Origin of the sequence: Roseovarius sp. AK1035 (assembly GCF_003288315.1) — a bacterium.
GTDB lineage: Bacteria > Pseudomonadota > Alphaproteobacteria > Rhodobacterales > Rhodobacteraceae > Roseovarius > Roseovarius mucosus_A.
Genome location: NZ_CP030099.1, coordinates 2,104,824 through 2,119,702 on the forward strand (window position 1 = coordinate 2,104,824; position 14,879 = coordinate 2,119,702).

A 14,879-nucleotide genomic window follows, 5' to 3' on the forward strand; every position below is an offset into this window, starting at 1 on the left:
CGAATGGGTGGGGGGCACTGGCTTGTGCTGTTCGCGCTTATTCTGGGGGCCTGGGCGCTGCTTTATGCGATGGCGTTGCCCGCAGATTTGCGCGATGGGGCGGTGATTTACGGCGCTGATTTCTTGCAAAGCCTGTGCATTGTCACGCCCGATGCCGCCGGATTTGGCCGCATCATCCTGATGTGGGCGCTGATGTCGGCGGCGATGATGGCCCCCACAGCACTGCCTGCCTTTGCGACCTATGAAGAGCTGAGCCATACCGGCGAGACACAGTTCGGCACGCTGGTGATGGGGTATCTGGGCGTTTGGCTTGGGTTTTCGGTGATCGCGGCAGGGGCGCAAATGGCGCTGTTTCAGGCCGGATTGCTGACGGCGTTTGGCGATAGCCGCTCTGGCGTTTTGTCGGCGGTTTTGCTGGCGGTGGCCGGGGCCTATCAGTTCAGCCCGGTCAAGGAGGCCTGCCTGTCGAAATGCCGCCGCCCGCTGTCGTTCTTCATGCAGCATTGGGATGAGGGCGCGCTGCGCAACGGCGTGCGGCTGGGGTTGGTGTGCCTTGGATGTTGCTGGGCGCTGATGGCGCTGGCCTTTGTCGGGGGGGTCATGAACCTTGCCTTCATGGGGCTCGCGACGGTGATCATGGTTCTGGAAAAACTGCCCCAAGTTGGGCGCTATCTGACCCGGCCCTTGGGCGCGGTGCTGATCGCCGCGTCGGTTTGGGTTCTGTTCACGTCAATCTAAGAGAGGAGGCCAAAAATGGCTCTGGATACTTTGGGCACAGTGCCCTGGGTGATCAAGGGGGAGTTGATCCTCAACTGCAACTGCACGGTATTCTGCCCCTGCGTGGTCTCTTTGGGCAAGCATGCGCCCACCGAGGGATATTGTCAGGCGTGGTCGGGCGTGCGCATCGACGAGGGCCATTATGGCGATGAGGACCTGAGCGGTCTCAACGTGGGTCTTATGCTGGAAATTCCCGGCCTGATGGCACGCGGCAACTGGAAGGCCGCGGCCTTTATCGACGAGCGTGCAAGCGAAGCCGCTTATGACGCTTTGGTCAATATCTTCAGCGGCAAGGCGCGCGGCACGACCGGCCTCTTTGGGGTGCTGGTCAGCGAGTTTATCGGGGCCGAACGCGCGCCGGTCATTTTCGAGACCGAAGGCAATGCGCGCCGCCTGATGGTGGGCAAGATGATCCAAGGCGAAGTGGTGCCGGTGCCGGGCCACAAGGGCGAGGATATTGTCGTCACCAACACCGAATACTGGATGGGGCCCGACATCACCGTTGCCACCGCCACCAAGGGGCGCGTGCGCGCCTTTGGCCGGGTGTGGGATTTTGACGGGCGCAGCGCGGAAATCTGCCAGATTGATTGGAAAGGCCCGCGCTGATGCTGCTGGCGGCGGATCATGTGCGCCTGATGGCGCGCTATAATGCGTGGCAAAACGCGCAGGTGATGCGTGCGATAGACGGGGTGAGCCGCAAGGTGCTGACCGAGGATCACGGGGCCTTCTTTGGCTCGATCCTCGGCACGCTCAACCATATTCTCTGGGCGGATCAGATGTGGCTTAGCCGGTTTGATGCCAGCGCCGCACCGCCCGAGACTGGCTTTGAGCAGAGCACAACGCTGACCCCGACAGGGGCCGCATGGAGTGCGGAACGGTTCACCACCGATGGGCGGATCAAGGCGTGGGCGGGGCGGGTGCACAGTATCGACCTTACCGGCAATCTGACGTTTTACTCTGGGTCCGTGGGCGGCGAGATCACCCGGCCGGTGGCCACCTGCGTCACCCATTTTTTCAACCACCAAACCCACCACCGGGGGCAGGTGCATGCGATGCTGACGCGCGCGGGCCTGTCCGCGCCGATTACCGACCTTGTTTTCATGCCTGAGGAGGCCCAATGAACGCTCCGCTTCTGTCCCCGTCGCGCCGGTTGCGCCGCACGCCCTTTTCCCAAGGGGTCGAGGCGGCGGGGGTCAAGGCCTATACGGTCTATAACCATATGCTGTTGCCCACGGTCTTTCGCTCGATCGAAGAGGATTATCGCCACCTCAAAGAGGCGGTGCAGGTCTGGGACGTGGCCTGCGAACGGCAGGTGGAATTGCGGGGGCCGGATGCGGGCCGCCTGATGCAGATGCTGACCCCGCGCGATTTGCGCGGCATGACGCCGGGGCAGTGTTTCTATGTGCCCATCGTGGATGAGACCGGCGGCATGCTCAACGATCCGGTGGCGGTCAAGCTGGCCGAGGACCGTTGGTGGATTTCGATTGCCGATAGTGATCTGCTCTATTGGGTCAAGGGGATCGCGCAGGGCTGGCGGCTGGATGTGCTGGTGGATGAGCCGGAAGTGAGCCCGCTGGCCATTCAAGGCCCGCGCGCCGATGATCTGATGGCGGCGGTGTTTGGCGACGCGGTGCGCGATGTGCGGTTCTTCCGCTTTGGGCATTTTGATTTTCAAGGCCGGGATATGGTGATCGCGCGCTCGGGCTATTCCAAGCAGGGCGGGTTTGAAATCTATGTCGAAGGCGGCGATATTGGCATGCCGCTCTGGAATGCGCTGATGGAGGCGGGCAAGAGCATGGATGTGCACGCCGGCTGCCCCAACCTGATCGAGCGGATTGAGGGCGGATTGCTGAGCTATGGCAATGACATGACCGATGACAACACGCCACATGAATGCGGGCTGGGCAAGTTTTGCAACACCCATACGGCGATTGGGTGTATCGGGCGGGATGCGCTGCTCCGCGTGGCCAAGGAAGGGCCGGTGCAGCAGATCCGCGCCATTGCCATCGAGGGGACGGCGGTGCCGCCCTGCCGCGAGTGGTGGCCGGTCCTGTCAGAGAAGGGTGCGCGTGTGGGCCGGGTGAGTTCGGCCACGTGGTCGCCGGATTTCGCAACCAACGTGGCCATCGGCATGATGCGGATGACCCATTGGGAGGCGGGGACGGAGTTGCGAGTGGTGACGCCTGATGGGGAACGCCGCGCCTCTGTGCAGGCGGGGTTCTGGGCCTGAGAGGGGCATGGGGGCGCTGCCCCCGCCGCCCGTTCCGGGCGTCCCCCCCGAGGTATTTTTTGCCAGATGAAGCGAGGCGCGCGCGCCTTGCAGAAAGAAGGAGAGAGAGATGTTCAAGGCATTGGTCGTCGAGAAAGACGCGGAGAGCGGCAAGACATCGGCAGGCGTCAAAGAGTTGACGCTTGCGGATCTGCCCGAGGCCGAGGTGACGGTTGCGGTCGAATATTCCACGGTGAACTACAAGGACGGGCTCTGCATCGGGCCGGGCGGCGGTTTGGTGCGGTCCTATCCACATGTGCCGGGGATTGATTTTGCCGGCACGGTCGAGGCGAGTGATGATGCGCGCTACAAGCCCGGCGACCGTGTGGTTTTGACCGGCTGGCGCGTGGGCGAGGCGCATTGGGGCGGATATGCGCAGAAGGCGCGGGTGCGCGCCGATTGGCTGGTGCCGCTGCCCGAGGGGTTGGATACTCGCGCGGCGATGGCGGTGGGCACCGCAGGCTTTACCGCCATGCTGGCGGTGATGGCGCTTGAGGATCACGGGCTGAAACCGGGGCATGGCGAAGTGCTGGTCACAGGTGCCGCCGGTGGTGTGGGATCGGTGGCCACGGCCATTCTGGCGCATCTGGGGCATGAGGTGGCTGCGGTGACCGGACGCCCTGAGCAAGAAGGCTATCTGCGCGGATTGGGGGCCAGCCGCATCGTGCCGCGTGAGGACCTGGCGGAGACCGTCAAGCGACCGCTGGAGAGCGAGAACTGGACCGGCTGCGTCGATGCCGTGGGCGGTGCCATGCTGGCGCGGGTGTTGGGCCAGATGAAATACGGCGCAAGCGTTGCAGCCGTGGGTTTGGCGGGGGGCGCGGGCCTGCCAGCGACGGTCATTCCGTTTCTGTTGCGCGGCGTCAACCTGTTGGGGATCGACAGCGTGATGCAGCCCTATGCCAACCGGGTCCGCGCCTGGGAGCGGATCGCGCGGGATTTGCCGATGGACAAGCTGGAGGCGATGATCACGCCCGCCACTCTGGAGGATTTGCCGCGTCTGGGGGCAGATATCCTGAAAGGGCAAGTCAAGGGCCGGGTTGTGGTTGATCTGAACGGCTGAGGCTTGCCAAACCCTGCGCCCGCCGCTAGCCATGGCGGGCGGGGGAGTATGGTATGACAGATCAGGCGGGTATCATCATCAGGCTGGCGCGCGAGGCGGATTTCGCAGCGCTCTGGCCCATCCTGCGCGATGTGATCCGGGCAGGCGATACCTATGCCATCGAACCGGGGCTGACCCGCGAGGCGGTGCGTTCTCTGTGGATGGAGATGCCGCGCGCCACCTATGTGGCTGAGCGCGGTGGCGAGGTGCTGGGCACCTATTATCTCAAGACAAATCAGGCTGGTGGCGGGGCGCATGTGTGCAACGCAGGCTATATGGTTTCTGAGGCCGCGCGCGGGCAGGGTATTGCGCGGGCCATGTGTGTGCATTCTCAGGACGAGGCCCGCGAATTGGGCTATCTGGCGATGCAGTTCAATTTCGTGGTCGAGACCAACCGGGGCGCGATTGCGCTTTGGCAGAGCCTTGGGTTTGACACAGTCGGCCATTTGCCACGGGCCTTTCGCCATCCTGAGGCCGGTCTGGTGGATGCGCGCGTCATGTATAAATGGCTGGGCGACGCGGCTGACTAAGCGCAGGCATGTCGGCTTAGGAATTGCGTGAGCCTGCCCGCGAAGGCCTGTGGCGCCTCGATCAGTCCGAGGTGGCGCAGGGCGGGGTGGATATGGCACTGGCTGCCTGCGATCTCTGACGCGATCGCCTCGGCCATGGCAGGTGTCGAGCCACTGTCATTCTCGCAGGTCATGACAAGCGCGGGCGGTGTCAGAGGTGGCTGGGGCCGGATCAATTCGGTCACGCCCTCTGCCAGCACCAACCGATGCGCCGCATAGCTGGCGGGATCGGTGGCGAGCACGGTCTGGCGGATGGCGTCTACCTTGGCGGGGTTTTCTGCGCGAAATTCTGGGGTGAACCAGCGGTCCAACGCTGCGTCGATTGTGGCCGCCGGACCGCCCGCAGCGGCATCCCGCGCCTGCGCCGCGACCCGCGCCTGAAGATCGGGGGCGCGTTCGTGGGGGGAATTGAGGATCGCGAGGGCGGTCACGCGGGCAGGATGATCAAGCGCTGCGCGCCGGTTGATCATGCCCCCCAACGAAAACCCCACGAGGGCCGCGCGCGGAATGTCGAGCCGGTCCATCAAGAAGATGAGTTGGGTTGAGAGCGCGGTGAGGGTAAGCGGGCCGGGGTGCGGCGTGCTTTGACCGTGGCCGGGCAGATCGTAGCAGAGCACGCGAAAGTGTCGGGCAAGCAGAGGGGCGATCACCCCCCATGTGCTGTTCCGCGAGAGGCCGAGGCCGTGGATCAGCACCACGTGAGGTGCATCCAAAGGCCCGGTCAGGTCATAGGCCGTGCCCTCGGGTGTGCGCGCCATTCAGACCCCCGCCGGATTGTCGACATCATGGCCCATCTCGCGCAGATCTTCGTAGCGGTTGCCGATGCGGTGATGCGGATGACCGCCCACCGAGGCGCCAAGGGCGAGGATGATTTCATCCTCGGCGGGCGCGTCCGGCACAACGGTGTGGATGGTCTGGTAATGCGAGCGCCGCCCGGCGTCGTCCTTGTCCATCAGCGGGATCATCAGCGCTGCGCCTGCGGCACCGCGCGTGTTTGTGAACGCGAGATAGGTCTTGGCCTTGACCGCATCGCGGAACTGGTTGCCGAACCAAAGCGTATGGGTGAGGGCCATGGCATGTTCCAATTCGCCGCCCATACCCACGACGCTGGCCTTGCCATATCCCTCAAGCCGGTCGCCGGTGACATCAAGGATCATGTCGGTCAGCAGGCGGCCAAGAACCGGGCCTTGATCGCGGATTTCGGGGCCGAGATCCTCGACATGGCCGCGCCCGAACCACGGGTTGCGAATGATCGCCAGGGCGGCGACCAGCAGCGTGGGGTCGGCGACGTCCTTGCCGCCTTCGCGGTGGGTGCGTTGCACGAGGGTAAGGCTGCGGCGAAGCTCTAGGGTCATGGTCTGTCCTGCGTGTTCTGGGGTGCCGAGGCGGCGGGTCGGGGGAAATTCGCACAAAAGCAGCATTCTTGAAAACGAATTGTTTTGCTGCAAATATGCGGGAAATTCGAATTGAGAGCGCGCCCCCATGAACATCACCGCCCTGCAGACGTTTCTGGCCATTGTCGAGACCGGCAATCTGGTGCGAGCGTCGCAAAAGCTGAACGTGACGCAATCAACGGTGACGGCGCGGCTCAAATCGCTGGAAGAGGAGTTGGGCCAACAGCTTCTCAATCGGCAGAAATCAGGCACGACGCTGACGCCTGCAGGCACCAAGCTGTTGCGCTATGCGCGGATCATGACCGGGCTGTGGCGGCAGGCGCGCTATGAAACGGGCCTGCCTGCGGGGTTGAGTTCGGTCTGCACCTTTGGCTGTGACCGCGAGTTGTGGCACGGGCCGGGGCGGGCGTTTTTTGACGGGGTGGTGCAGGGCCATCCTGATATGGCGGTGTCGGTGCAGCAGGGCGGCGGGCGCGAGTTGGAGGATTGGCTGGCGGCGGGGCTGGTGGATGTGATCCTGACCTATGGGGCCTCGGCGCGGGGCAATCAGACCGCGCATGCGTTGCCGCCCGAGGAATTGGTGCTCTATTCCGACCGCGAAGTGACTTCGATCCGGGCTGATCCCAAGTATATTTTCGTGGATCATGGCGAGGAGTATCGCCGCGCCCATGGCGAGACGTATCACGATGCCGGAATCGCGCGGGTGAGTTTTGACAGTTCGTTTTGGGCGCTGCAATTCCTGCTGGAGCGGGGGGGCTCGGCCTATCTGCCGCGTGCGCTGGCGGCACCACTCGTGTCGGAGGGGCGGCTTTTTGAGTTGCGCGAGGCCCCGATCTATAGCCGCAAGAAGATGCTGGTGGTGAATGACAGTGCGGCGGCCAATTGGGATTGGTTCGCGCCCTTGGTGGGCGCGCTGAGGGCGCGATCTGCGGATTGGCTGGAGCATCCGGACCGGCGGTTTGTCATTCCGGGTTAGGGGGCCTTGCGCCCCGCAGCCCCCTACCGCAGAAAGCCGCGCTCTTGGTCCGGGGTCATCGGCTGGCCTGCGCCGGTGGCGGTGAAATAGGCATCAAGCGTTTCGAGCGCGGAGGCGGGGGCATATCCGGCCTCGGCCCCTGCGTTACCGGCTTGCGCCATGGCAAATTGCAGCTGCCATCCGGCATCCTCGCGGCAGGCGACGGCGACAAAGCCACCGCGTCCGGGCGTTGCCGCCTCATATTCCCGGCAGAACTGGCCTGCGGCATCGGTGAAGGAGGCGACCACCGTCAGGGCGGTGCCATCGGGCAGTTGCGCGGCATTGCCCGAAGGCAGGCTGTCCAAATGTTCGGTCAGGGCGGTGCTGAAGGGCGCACCAACCGGCGTTTCAGCCCCGTTTGACAGCATCAGCCCCGCGCCCAGACCCACGGCAAGCGCAAGGCTGGCGGCGAGTGCCATCGGCTGCCAGCGGGTGGGCGCGACGGGCGCTGGCGCGGTGCGAAGGGGCACCACGTTAGAGGCCTCTGGCGGGGCGCTGGCCGCGCCCATCGCGCGGATGCGTGCGACGAGCGCGTCGGAAACCTGCGCCTCGGGCAGGTCCTGCATCGCTTGGCGCGCCAATTCCGCGGTCTCGACAAAGAGCGCATAGCGCTCGGCCAAGTCCGGGTCTGCGGCGATGCGGTCGTGCAACGCCTCGGCTTCGCTGCCGGTGATCTCGCCATCGGCGAGGGCCATCAATCTGTCGTCATCCATCTGCATCGGTGTGTTCCTTCCCCTGACACGGGGTTAACGGCTGGGGTCTCGGTCTATTCCCACGGATTTTGCAAGCGCTAAGCGCGCCCGACTGAGGCGGCTCATCACGGTGCCTTGGGGAATGTCGAGAGTGGCGGCGGTTTCGGCATAGCTGAGCCCTTCGATGCAGACGAGGTGCAAGACCTGCCGCTGGTCGTTGGGCAAATCCTCCATCGCGCGACGCACGGCGTTCAGGGTCAGGCGATCATCGGTTTGGGCGGCGCTGTCCACGGGATCGGGCTGGGGGCTTTCGTGGATGTCCACCACCTCGCCACGGGTGGCATCGCGGCGCAGCGTGTCGATCCAGGCATTGCGCAGGATGCGAAAGAGCCAGGGTTGCAATTGGGTCGCGGGGTCAAACCGGTCGCGGGCGCGAAACGCCCGTTCGGCGGTGATCTGCACCAGATCATCGGCCAGATCGCCCCGACGGCAGAGCGAGAGGGCAAAGCGTTTGAGGGCAGGCAGCAAGGCCACGACATCCTCGGTAAACTTGTCTGGCATTGCGGCGCGGCCTTTGAAACGGGGGCGGGAATAAAACCGGGGTTACAGCGTTTTGTGTAACATGGCATGTTGAGGCAAGGCGACAAGAGGGGAAATTCCGTGCGCGTGTTACGAGCGATACTGGTCTGGGTTCTGATCCTTGGGCTTGTGCCTCTTGGACCTTGGCCTGAGGGGGGCTTTTCTGCTTCGATGGCTTGGGCCGATGACGGCGACGGCGGTGATGGCGACGGCGACGGGGATGATGGGGATGACGGGAGCAGTAGCAGCAGTGGTAGCCGAAGCGGTGGCAAGTCTGGCGGGATTGGAACGGGTGAGACCACGCTTCGCGACTATCGCCGCAATCTGCGTGCGCTCTTTCGGGGCGCGTTGCCAGAACCTGCGCGGCAGGCCGCCCGCGCCCAAGCCCCCCGTGCAGCGCCACGCCCAACCGAAGCCCCCAACGAAATCATTGCGCGCGGGCTGAATGATGTGGATGCCGCCGCTTTGGTGGCGCAGGGCTATGGCATTATTGACCGCATTGATCTGGTTAGCCTTGGTGTGAACATCCAACGCCTTTCGGTGCCAGAGGGCACCACGCTGGACGAGGCGCGGGCGGCGGTGCAGGCGCTGCCCACGGGCGAGACGGCGGATTTCAACCATTATTACCGGGTCGAAGCCGAGGAAAGCCGCGCGCCGGATGAGGAGACCAGTGATCCCCTGCCTTGTGAGGGGCTGCATTGTCCGGCGCGGGCCCTGATTGACTGGCCCAACCCTCTGGGGCCGCAGGGATGCGGTGCGCCGGTGACGATCGGGATGATCGACACCGGAATCAACACCGATCACAGCGCGCTTGCGGGGGCGCAGGTGGCACTGACGCGGGTGGCTCCTGAGGATTACAATGCCTCGAGTGCCATTCATGGCACGGCGGTGGCGGCGCTGCTGGTGGGTGATCCGGCGTCCCGTGCGCCGGGGCTCTTGCCGGGGGTTCCGCTGGTGGCGGTGGATGCGTTTCACAAGGAGTCTGGGGATGAGCGTGCCGATGCCTTTACGCTGGTACGGGGCCTTGATCAGCTGGTCGGGGCCGGGGCGACGGTGATCAACCTCAGCCTTGCGGGGCCGCCCAACAGCGTTTTGCAAGAGACTTTGGCAGCGCTTGAGGCGGCGCAGACTGTCGTTGTGGTGGCAGCGGCGGGGAATGGCGGGCCAAACGCGCCGCCCGCCTATCCCGCCGCCTATGACAGCGTGATTGCCGTGACAGCGGTGGACAAGGCCGGGGGGATCTATCGCCGCGCCGGGCGGGGGCCGCATGTGGATCTGGCGGCACCGGGGGTCGAGGTCTGGACTGCGGCGTCGGTTCAGGGGGCGCGGTGGAAAACTGGCACCTCTTTTGCGGTGCCTTATGTGACGGCGGCGGTGGCGCTCTGGCAACAGGGCAATCCGGGGATGACCCCGGCAGAGCTGCGCGCGGCGCTTAGCCAGAGCGCCGCCGATCTGGGCGCGCCGGGCGTGGATGACATCTTTGGCCATGGGTTGCTGGATCTGGGTGGGCGCTGCCCGGTGCTGGGAGACGCGGCAATCTTGCCGGTTCTGGCCGACTAGGCGCCGTTCTCAGCGGTGGCGCTCAAGCAATGGGCGCAGTGCGACGCGGGCACGCAATTTGCTGGCCAAAAGGTAAATGCCGCCGATCTTGCGATGCAGGAACATCGTGGCGGGGGGCGGCACATGCGTCAACTCACGCTCTGAGCCCATGGCCATCCCCATGTCGCGCAGGGTGCGAACCAGATCGGAGGCCCCGAAATCAAACGCTGTGCTTTGGCGCAGCGGGGCCATGGCGGTGTTGAACATCTCGAGGATCAGGGCCTGATGCCGGGGGGCGGTGGCGGCGCTGAAATAGCCGATACGCAGCATGGCCGCGCGGGTGCGTGCGGCATCCTCGTCCAGTGCCGCGTTGAGCAGGGTGCGAAACTCCTCGGTGAGGGCCGGATCAATCGCCATTACCGCCCCGAAATCCAAAAGCACGATCCGCCCTGTGGCAGGGTCAAAGCGGTAATTGGCCAAATTGGGATCGGTCTGCATCAGGCCAAACTCGAACAGTTCACGCAAGGTCAGGTCGATCAACTGTTGCGCCACGTGATCGCGCAGATCTTGGGGCGCATCGGTCAGTGCATCTATGGGTTGGCTGTCGATATAGGTCATGGCCAGCACCTCGGGCGTGCTGAGGTCGGGGTGCAGCTCGGGCAGGCGGAATGCATCTGAGCCAGACAGAAGCGTCTGAAACGCCGTCAGATGGCGGGCCTCTGCGATATAATCCGCCTCTTGATGCAGTTGCGCCTTGGCCTCGTGCAGCATCGGGGCAAGGTCCATCTCGCGCGGGATAAGACCCGGAACGCGCAGGAGCGTTGCCAGATTGTCGATATCGCTGTCGATGCTGGCGCGCACGCCGGGATATTGCACCTTGATGGCCAGATCGCGACCATCGGGCGTTTGGGCGCGGTGGACCTGTCCGATAGAGGCGGCGGCGAAGGGGCGCAAATCAAAGCGCTTGAACCGCCCATACCAGCCTGTGCCCCATGCGGTGTTAAGCACGGATTGCAACTGCTTGGGTGGCATATGCGGGGCCTCGGCCCGCAATGCCGCCATGATTGCGGTCATCTCGGGCGGCAGCACAAGGCCCGTATCCATCGAGAGCATCTGCCCCAGTTTCATCGCAGCGCCCCGCATCTGACCCAGATCGCGGGTGACGCGGCGGGCCGTGGCGGGGCTGAGCAAGAGGCCGGGCAGATGCGGGCGCTGGCCCTGCGCCATCTGGCGCAGGCCACCGGCCAGCATATCGCCCATGATGCCGGTGGTCATGCCGCCCAGTCGCAGCATGCGCCCAATGCGGTGGCCGGGCACGGGGGCGGTGCGGGTCTGATTGTTCTGTTCGGTCATGCCGCCTGCCTCTGCTCAGCCTTGGTGAGGGGCTAGATGGGGCGGGCGCGCGCGATTGCCAGCCTTAGGCCGTGGCACCGGGCACAAGGCGAAAGTCAATTTGCGTGATCCGGGGCGGGGCCTCGCCCTTGAGGCGGCGCAGGATGTGGTCGGCGGCGACATAGCCGATATGTTCGCGGTTCGAGGCGATGGTGGTCAGCGGCGTGGGCAATGCCTGCCCGATGCTCAGCCCGTTGAACCCGGCCAAGGCGATGTCATGGGGCAGCGCGAGGCCTGCGGTTTGACAATGAAAGACCCCACCGACAGCCATGTCGTCATTGGAGAAAAAGACCGCATCGGGGGCTGCCTTGCTCTGGCTGAACAACCGGGCCAGCCCTTCACGCCCCAAGGGCACCGAGGAGGGACCATCGAGGATAAGCGTGTCGGATAGGGTGAGGCCCGCGTCGCTTAGCGCATCCTTGAAGCCGTCCAGCCGGGCAAGGGCGCGGAAATCTGTGGCGATGTCATGACCGATATAGGCCATCCGGCGATACCCGCGCCCGATCAGGTAATGCGCCATGGTGCGGCCTGCGGCGCGGTGCGAAAAGCCCACGGCCAGATCGGCGGGGTCTGGGTCTGTATCCATCACCTCGACCACGGGCAGTTCGGCGGCACGCAAGAGTGCGCGCGTGGCCGCGTTGCCAGAGGTCGGCGCAAGAACAAGGCCCGCTGGCCGCCATGACAAAAGATCGCGCAGCAGGTGTTCTTCGCGGCTGGCGTCGTAATGCGAAATGCCCAGGATCGGATGATAGCCGTCATCCTCAAGCCGGCGTTCCAGTCCTTTGAGCACATCGGCAAAGACGATGTTGGAGAGCGAGGGCAGGACCACCGCGATCTGGCGCGACGCCCCGCCCGCGAGCGTTCCGGCAAGGCGGTTTGGCATGTAGTTCAGGGCCTGTGCGGCGCGCTCGACCTTTTGGCGGGTGGATTTGGCCACGGCGCTGCCGCCCCGCAAGGCGCGGCTGGCGGTGATCTCGCTGACGCCTGCGGCCTTGGCCACCTGAGAGAGGGTGGGCCGACGGACAGGGGGTTCGGGCGCGTTCGGGTCCATATCTCCAGATTGCGCAAAATGACGGCGCTGTCATTGAGAATCTGTAGCAGAGGAATGATTTTTGGGGCTGGTGGCACCTAATGTTTGAGACTGAGAGGAATGGCGGGGCAGGTTCTGTTCGGGCAGAAATAGACCTTGACCCCAAGCGATGAACCGCGCGGTGATCGTCCGTTGCATAGGCGCTGTAATTTGACGGGCGGGCATTTCGTTTCTGAAAATATATAATAATTATCAATGTTTTGATTTGAAGTAACAGTGCCCGTCCGAGGGGACAGGCGGGTGCTGCGCGGCGGTGACCGCGGCGCTTTGAGGCCGCATCTTGGGGATAGGGGCCAAGGTGCCTGTCAGGCCAGATCGCTATCGTTTGCAAATTGGCGCGCGCCCCGATCTTGCGGCAACGAGGCGGTGGGTTAGAACCATGTTGACAGCGCTGTCATAACTTGGTTCAGTCTGGATCGAGGGGGATTTGGCGTGCGTATTCTGATTACCGGAGCGGCGGGATTTATCGGTCAGCGCGTTGTTCGCGCGCTTTCTGAGCGTGACAGCCTGATCGTGGACGGACAGGACCGCCGGATCGCGGCCATCTTGGCCACCGATATTGCCGAGGCCCCGTTGGCTGATCTGGCGCAGTCCTGCCGACGGGTGCATGCGGTGCCCGGCCCCTTGGACAGTGCCGACGTGCTGGCCCGGATTGTCGAGGATGCGCCCGAACTGGTGATCCATCTGGCCGGTGTCGTCTCGGGGCAGGCAGAAGAGGATTACGCGCTGGGCATGGCCGTTAACCTGCAATCCACGATTGCCCTGATCGACGCCTGCCGTAGCCTGCGCAAGCCGCCGGTCTTTGTCTTTTCCTCGTCGGTCGCGGTGTTTTCCTGCGCCGACAATGACACGATTTCAGAAGAGACCTTGCCTGCGCCGCTGTCTTCTTATGGCACGCAAAAACTGATGGGCGAGTTGCTGGTGCGTGATGCCAGCCGCAAGGGATTTATCAAGGGCCGCGCGCTGCGCTATCCGACCATAGCGGTGCGGGCGGGCAAGCCCAACCGCGCCGCATCAGGCTTTGCCAGCGGGATCATCCGCGAGCCGTTGGCCGGTGTTGCGGCCGAGTTGCCGGTGGGGCGCGGATTGCGGATGCATCTGGCCTCGCCTGCCAAGGCGCTTGACTATACGCTGACCGCCATTGGGCTGGCGCAAGCCGATCTGGGGCTGGAGACCACCGTCACCTTGCCGGGGATATCGGTGACAGTTGGCGCGATGCTGGAAACGCTAGAGGCCGTGGCGGGCGCAGAGGTGGCGGCGCGGGTGACAGAGCAGCCCGATGCCGCGATCGAGCGGATCGTGACCACATGGCCGGGGCAGATCATAACGCCACGCGCCGAGGCGCTGGGATTTGCACCCAACCGGGATTTTGCCGAGATTGTTCGCGAGTATATGGATAGTCTGACAACAGGCTAACGGGGTGCGGGAGGCCCCGGTGGACTGAACCAACGAAAACAAAGGAGGAGGATCACATGAAACATTTTGCACTCGGAGCGTTTGCCGCGCTGGGTTTGGCCACGGCGGCAGAGGCGCAACAGAATATCGTGGTGGGGCATGCGCTGTCGCCCACGTCGCATTACGGGGTGGGGGCGCAGGCCTTTATCGACACGCTGACCGAATTGTCGGGTGGTGCCTTTACCGGCGAGCAGGCCCCCGCCGGGCAGTTGGGCGGCGAGCGGGATATGATCGAAGGCTTGCAGATCGGCTCGCTGGATGTGGTCATCACGTCGACCGGCCCTTTGGGGAATTTCGTGCCGCAGGTCTATGCGCTCGATCTGCCGTTCCTGTTTCGCGACTATGACCATGCCCGCACCGTGCTGGATGGCGAGATCGGGCAGGAATTGCTTGATGAGATCAGCAAGAATAATCTGGTGGCGCTGGCCTGGTCCGAGAACGGGTTTCGCCATGTGACCAACTCGCAGCGCGCCGTGCGCACGCCCGAGGATCTGGCGGGGCTCAAGCTGCGCACGATGGAGAACAAGGTGCATATGGCGGCGTTCGAAGGTATGGGCGCGGCCCCCACGCCGATGGCCTTCCCCGAGCTGTTTTCGGCCCTGCAACAAGGTGTGGTCGACGGGCAGGAAAACCCGGTCACGGTGATCACGGCGTCGAAATTCTGGGAGGTGCAGAAATATGTCTCGCTCACCGGGCATGTCTATTCGCCTGCCGCTGTTCTGGCCTCGCCGGTTCTGCTGGATGGTCTGACCGAAGAGCAGCGCGGCTGGTTCGATGAGGCGGCCAAGGCATCGGCAGCGGCGACGCGGGCCGAGGTCAACCGGCTGGAAGAGGCGGGTGTTGCGCTTTTGCGGGAAAACGGCATGGAGGTGATCACCGATATCGACAAGGCCCCCTTTGCCGCGCTGGCGGAACAGGCCTCGTATTCCGTTTACACGGATCAATACGGTGGCGAGATGATCGAACGGATCAAGGCCGTGGAGTGATCCAAGGCACGAAGCTGATC

General features: G+C 64.2%; 16 protein-coding genes. 10 read left to right on the forward strand and 6 right to left on the reverse strand.

Annotation, left to right across the window (positions count from 1 at the left end):
* Nucleotides 1-3: 3 nt before the first annotated feature.
* The 6 genes from RAK1035_RS10040 (at nucleotide 4) to RAK1035_RS10065 (ending at nucleotide 4,678) form a co-directional block, all read left to right on the forward strand.
* Entirely contained in the window at nucleotides 4-738 is a 735-nt protein-coding gene (locus RAK1035_RS10040; RefSeq protein ID WP_008279850.1) for a DUF2182 domain-containing protein, read from the forward strand.
* Between the two features lie 15 nt (nucleotides 739-753).
* Complete coding sequence (locus tag RAK1035_RS10045; RefSeq protein WP_008279851.1) at nucleotides 754-1,383, forward strand: DUF1326 domain-containing protein; 630 nt, start codon at nucleotides 754-756, stop codon at nucleotides 1,381-1,383.
* On the forward strand, nucleotides 1,383-1,898 hold the full coding sequence (locus RAK1035_RS10050; RefSeq protein WP_008279852.1) for a DinB family protein: 516 nt from the start codon (nucleotides 1,383-1,385) through the stop codon (nucleotides 1,896-1,898). The genes RAK1035_RS10045 and RAK1035_RS10050 overlap by 1 nt, the downstream gene beginning before the upstream one ends.
* Entirely contained in the window at nucleotides 1,895-3,007 is a 1,113-nt protein-coding gene (locus tag RAK1035_RS10055; RefSeq protein WP_008279853.1) for a dimethylsulfoniopropionate demethylase, read from the forward strand. Before RAK1035_RS10050 ends, RAK1035_RS10055 begins: the two co-directional genes overlap by 4 nt.
* A gap of 109 nt (nucleotides 3,008-3,116) precedes the next feature.
* Nucleotides 3,117-4,109: an acryloyl-CoA reductase gene (gene acuI / locus RAK1035_RS10060; protein ID WP_008279854.1), complete on the forward strand. Its 993-nt coding sequence runs from the start codon at nucleotides 3,117-3,119 to the stop codon at nucleotides 4,107-4,109.
* A 53-nt stretch (nucleotides 4,110-4,162) separates the two neighbouring features.
* Nucleotides 4,163-4,678, forward strand: a complete 516-nt coding sequence (locus RAK1035_RS10065) for a GNAT family N-acetyltransferase (protein WP_008279855.1) — start codon at nucleotides 4,163-4,165, stop codon at nucleotides 4,676-4,678.
* Here RAK1035_RS10065 and RAK1035_RS10070 read toward each other — a convergent pair.
* Complete coding sequence (locus RAK1035_RS10070; protein WP_008279856.1) at nucleotides 4,675-5,475, reverse strand: alpha/beta fold hydrolase; 801 nt, start codon at nucleotides 5,473-5,475, stop codon at nucleotides 4,675-4,677. The two genes, RAK1035_RS10065 and RAK1035_RS10070, sit on opposite strands and share 4 nt — an antisense overlap.
* Complete coding sequence (locus tag RAK1035_RS10075; RefSeq protein ID WP_037297273.1) at nucleotides 5,476-6,072, reverse strand: amino acid synthesis family protein; 597 nt, start codon at nucleotides 6,070-6,072, stop codon at nucleotides 5,476-5,478.
* 127 nt (nucleotides 6,073-6,199) lie between these two features.
* Between RAK1035_RS10075 and RAK1035_RS10080 the strand changes: the two genes are divergently transcribed.
* Nucleotides 6,200-7,087, forward strand: a complete 888-nt coding sequence (locus tag RAK1035_RS10080) for a LysR family transcriptional regulator (protein ID WP_008279858.1) — start codon at nucleotides 6,200-6,202, stop codon at nucleotides 7,085-7,087.
* Between the two features lie 23 nt (nucleotides 7,088-7,110).
* Here the strand turns inward: RAK1035_RS10080 and RAK1035_RS10085 are convergent, their stop codons facing one another.
* Together RAK1035_RS10085 and RAK1035_RS10090 are read right to left on the reverse strand one after the other, a co-directional pair.
* Nucleotides 7,111-7,845, reverse strand: a complete 735-nt coding sequence (locus RAK1035_RS10085) for an anti-sigma factor family protein (RefSeq protein ID WP_008279859.1) — start codon at nucleotides 7,843-7,845, stop codon at nucleotides 7,111-7,113.
* A 27-nt stretch (nucleotides 7,846-7,872) separates the two neighbouring features.
* The gene (locus tag RAK1035_RS10090; RefSeq protein ID WP_008279860.1) at nucleotides 7,873-8,379 is read right to left on the reverse strand and encodes an RNA polymerase sigma factor; all 507 of its coding nucleotides are present in this window, start codon (nucleotides 8,377-8,379) and stop codon (nucleotides 7,873-7,875) included.
* A 99-nt stretch (nucleotides 8,380-8,478) separates the two neighbouring features.
* On the opposite strand from RAK1035_RS10090, the gene RAK1035_RS10095 reads away from it, so the two are divergent.
* Nucleotides 8,479-9,957 (forward strand): S8 family serine peptidase, encoded by a 1,479-nt coding sequence (locus tag RAK1035_RS10095; protein WP_037297098.1) that lies wholly within the window; start codon nucleotides 8,479-8,481, stop codon nucleotides 9,955-9,957.
* A 9-nt stretch (nucleotides 9,958-9,966) separates the two neighbouring features.
* On the opposite strand, the gene RAK1035_RS10100 is transcribed toward RAK1035_RS10095, so the two are convergent.
* Together RAK1035_RS10100 and RAK1035_RS10105 are read right to left on the reverse strand one after the other, a co-directional pair.
* Nucleotides 9,967-11,289 (reverse strand): ABC1 kinase family protein, encoded by a 1,323-nt coding sequence (locus tag RAK1035_RS10100; RefSeq protein ID WP_008279862.1) that lies wholly within the window; start codon nucleotides 11,287-11,289, stop codon nucleotides 9,967-9,969.
* Nucleotides 11,290-11,353: 64 nt separating this feature from the next.
* On the reverse strand, nucleotides 11,354-12,379 hold the full coding sequence (locus RAK1035_RS10105) for a LacI family DNA-binding transcriptional regulator (protein WP_008279863.1): 1,026 nt from the start codon (nucleotides 12,377-12,379) through the stop codon (nucleotides 11,354-11,356).
* A gap of 471 nt (nucleotides 12,380-12,850) precedes the next feature.
* Here RAK1035_RS10105 and denD point away from each other — a divergent pair, with 471 nt between their 5' ends.
* Both denD and RAK1035_RS10115 read left to right on the forward strand, forming a co-directional pair.
* Nucleotides 12,851-13,834 (forward strand): D-erythronate dehydrogenase, encoded by a 984-nt coding sequence (denD, locus tag RAK1035_RS10110; protein ID WP_008279865.1) that lies wholly within the window; start codon nucleotides 12,851-12,853, stop codon nucleotides 13,832-13,834.
* Nucleotides 13,835-13,890: 56 nt separating this feature from the next.
* The gene (locus RAK1035_RS10115; RefSeq protein WP_008279866.1) at nucleotides 13,891-14,859 is read left to right on the forward strand and encodes a TRAP transporter substrate-binding protein; all 969 of its coding nucleotides are present in this window, start codon (nucleotides 13,891-13,893) and stop codon (nucleotides 14,857-14,859) included.
* The last annotated feature ends 20 nt before the right edge of the window (nucleotides 14,860-14,879 follow it).

Excerpts from the sequence above, each read along its gene's own strand:
- RAK1035_RS10040 (WP_008279850.1), top strand. The coding sequence starts at position 4 with ATGGGTGGGGGGCACTGGCTTGTGCTGTTCGCGCTTATTCTGGGGGCC.
- RAK1035_RS10045 (WP_008279851.1), top strand. The coding sequence starts at position 754 with ATGGCTCTGGATACTTTGGGCACAGTGCCCTGGGTGATCAAGGGGGAG.
- RAK1035_RS10050 (WP_008279852.1), top strand. The coding sequence starts at position 1,383 with ATGCTGCTGGCGGCGGATCATGTGCGCCTGATGGCGCGCTATAATGCG.
- RAK1035_RS10055 (WP_008279853.1), top strand. The coding sequence starts at position 1,895 with ATGAACGCTCCGCTTCTGTCCCCGTCGCGCCGGTTGCGCCGCACGCCC.
- acuI (WP_008279854.1), top strand. The coding sequence starts at position 3,117 with ATGTTCAAGGCATTGGTCGTCGAGAAAGACGCGGAGAGCGGCAAGACA.
- RAK1035_RS10065 (WP_008279855.1), top strand. The coding sequence starts at position 4,163 with ATGACAGATCAGGCGGGTATCATCATCAGGCTGGCGCGCGAGGCGGAT.
- RAK1035_RS10070 (WP_008279856.1), bottom strand. The coding sequence starts at position 5,475 with ATGGCGCGCACACCCGAGGGCACGGCCTATGACCTGACCGGGCCTTTG.
- RAK1035_RS10075 (WP_037297273.1), bottom strand. The coding sequence starts at position 6,072 with ATGACCCTAGAGCTTCGCCGCAGCCTTACCCTCGTGCAACGCACCCAC.
- RAK1035_RS10080 (WP_008279858.1), top strand. The coding sequence starts at position 6,200 with ATGAACATCACCGCCCTGCAGACGTTTCTGGCCATTGTCGAGACCGGC.
- RAK1035_RS10085 (WP_008279859.1), bottom strand. The coding sequence starts at position 7,845 with ATGCAGATGGATGACGACAGATTGATGGCCCTCGCCGATGGCGAGATC.
- RAK1035_RS10090 (WP_008279860.1), bottom strand. The coding sequence starts at position 8,379 with ATGCCAGACAAGTTTACCGAGGATGTCGTGGCCTTGCTGCCTGCCCTC.
- RAK1035_RS10100 (WP_008279862.1), bottom strand. The coding sequence starts at position 11,289 with ATGACCGAACAGAACAATCAGACCCGCACCGCCCCCGTGCCCGGCCAC.
- RAK1035_RS10105 (WP_008279863.1), bottom strand. The coding sequence starts at position 12,379 with ATGGACCCGAACGCGCCCGAACCCCCTGTCCGTCGGCCCACCCTCTCT.
- RAK1035_RS10115 (WP_008279866.1), top strand. The coding sequence starts at position 13,891 with ATGAAACATTTTGCACTCGGAGCGTTTGCCGCGCTGGGTTTGGCCACG.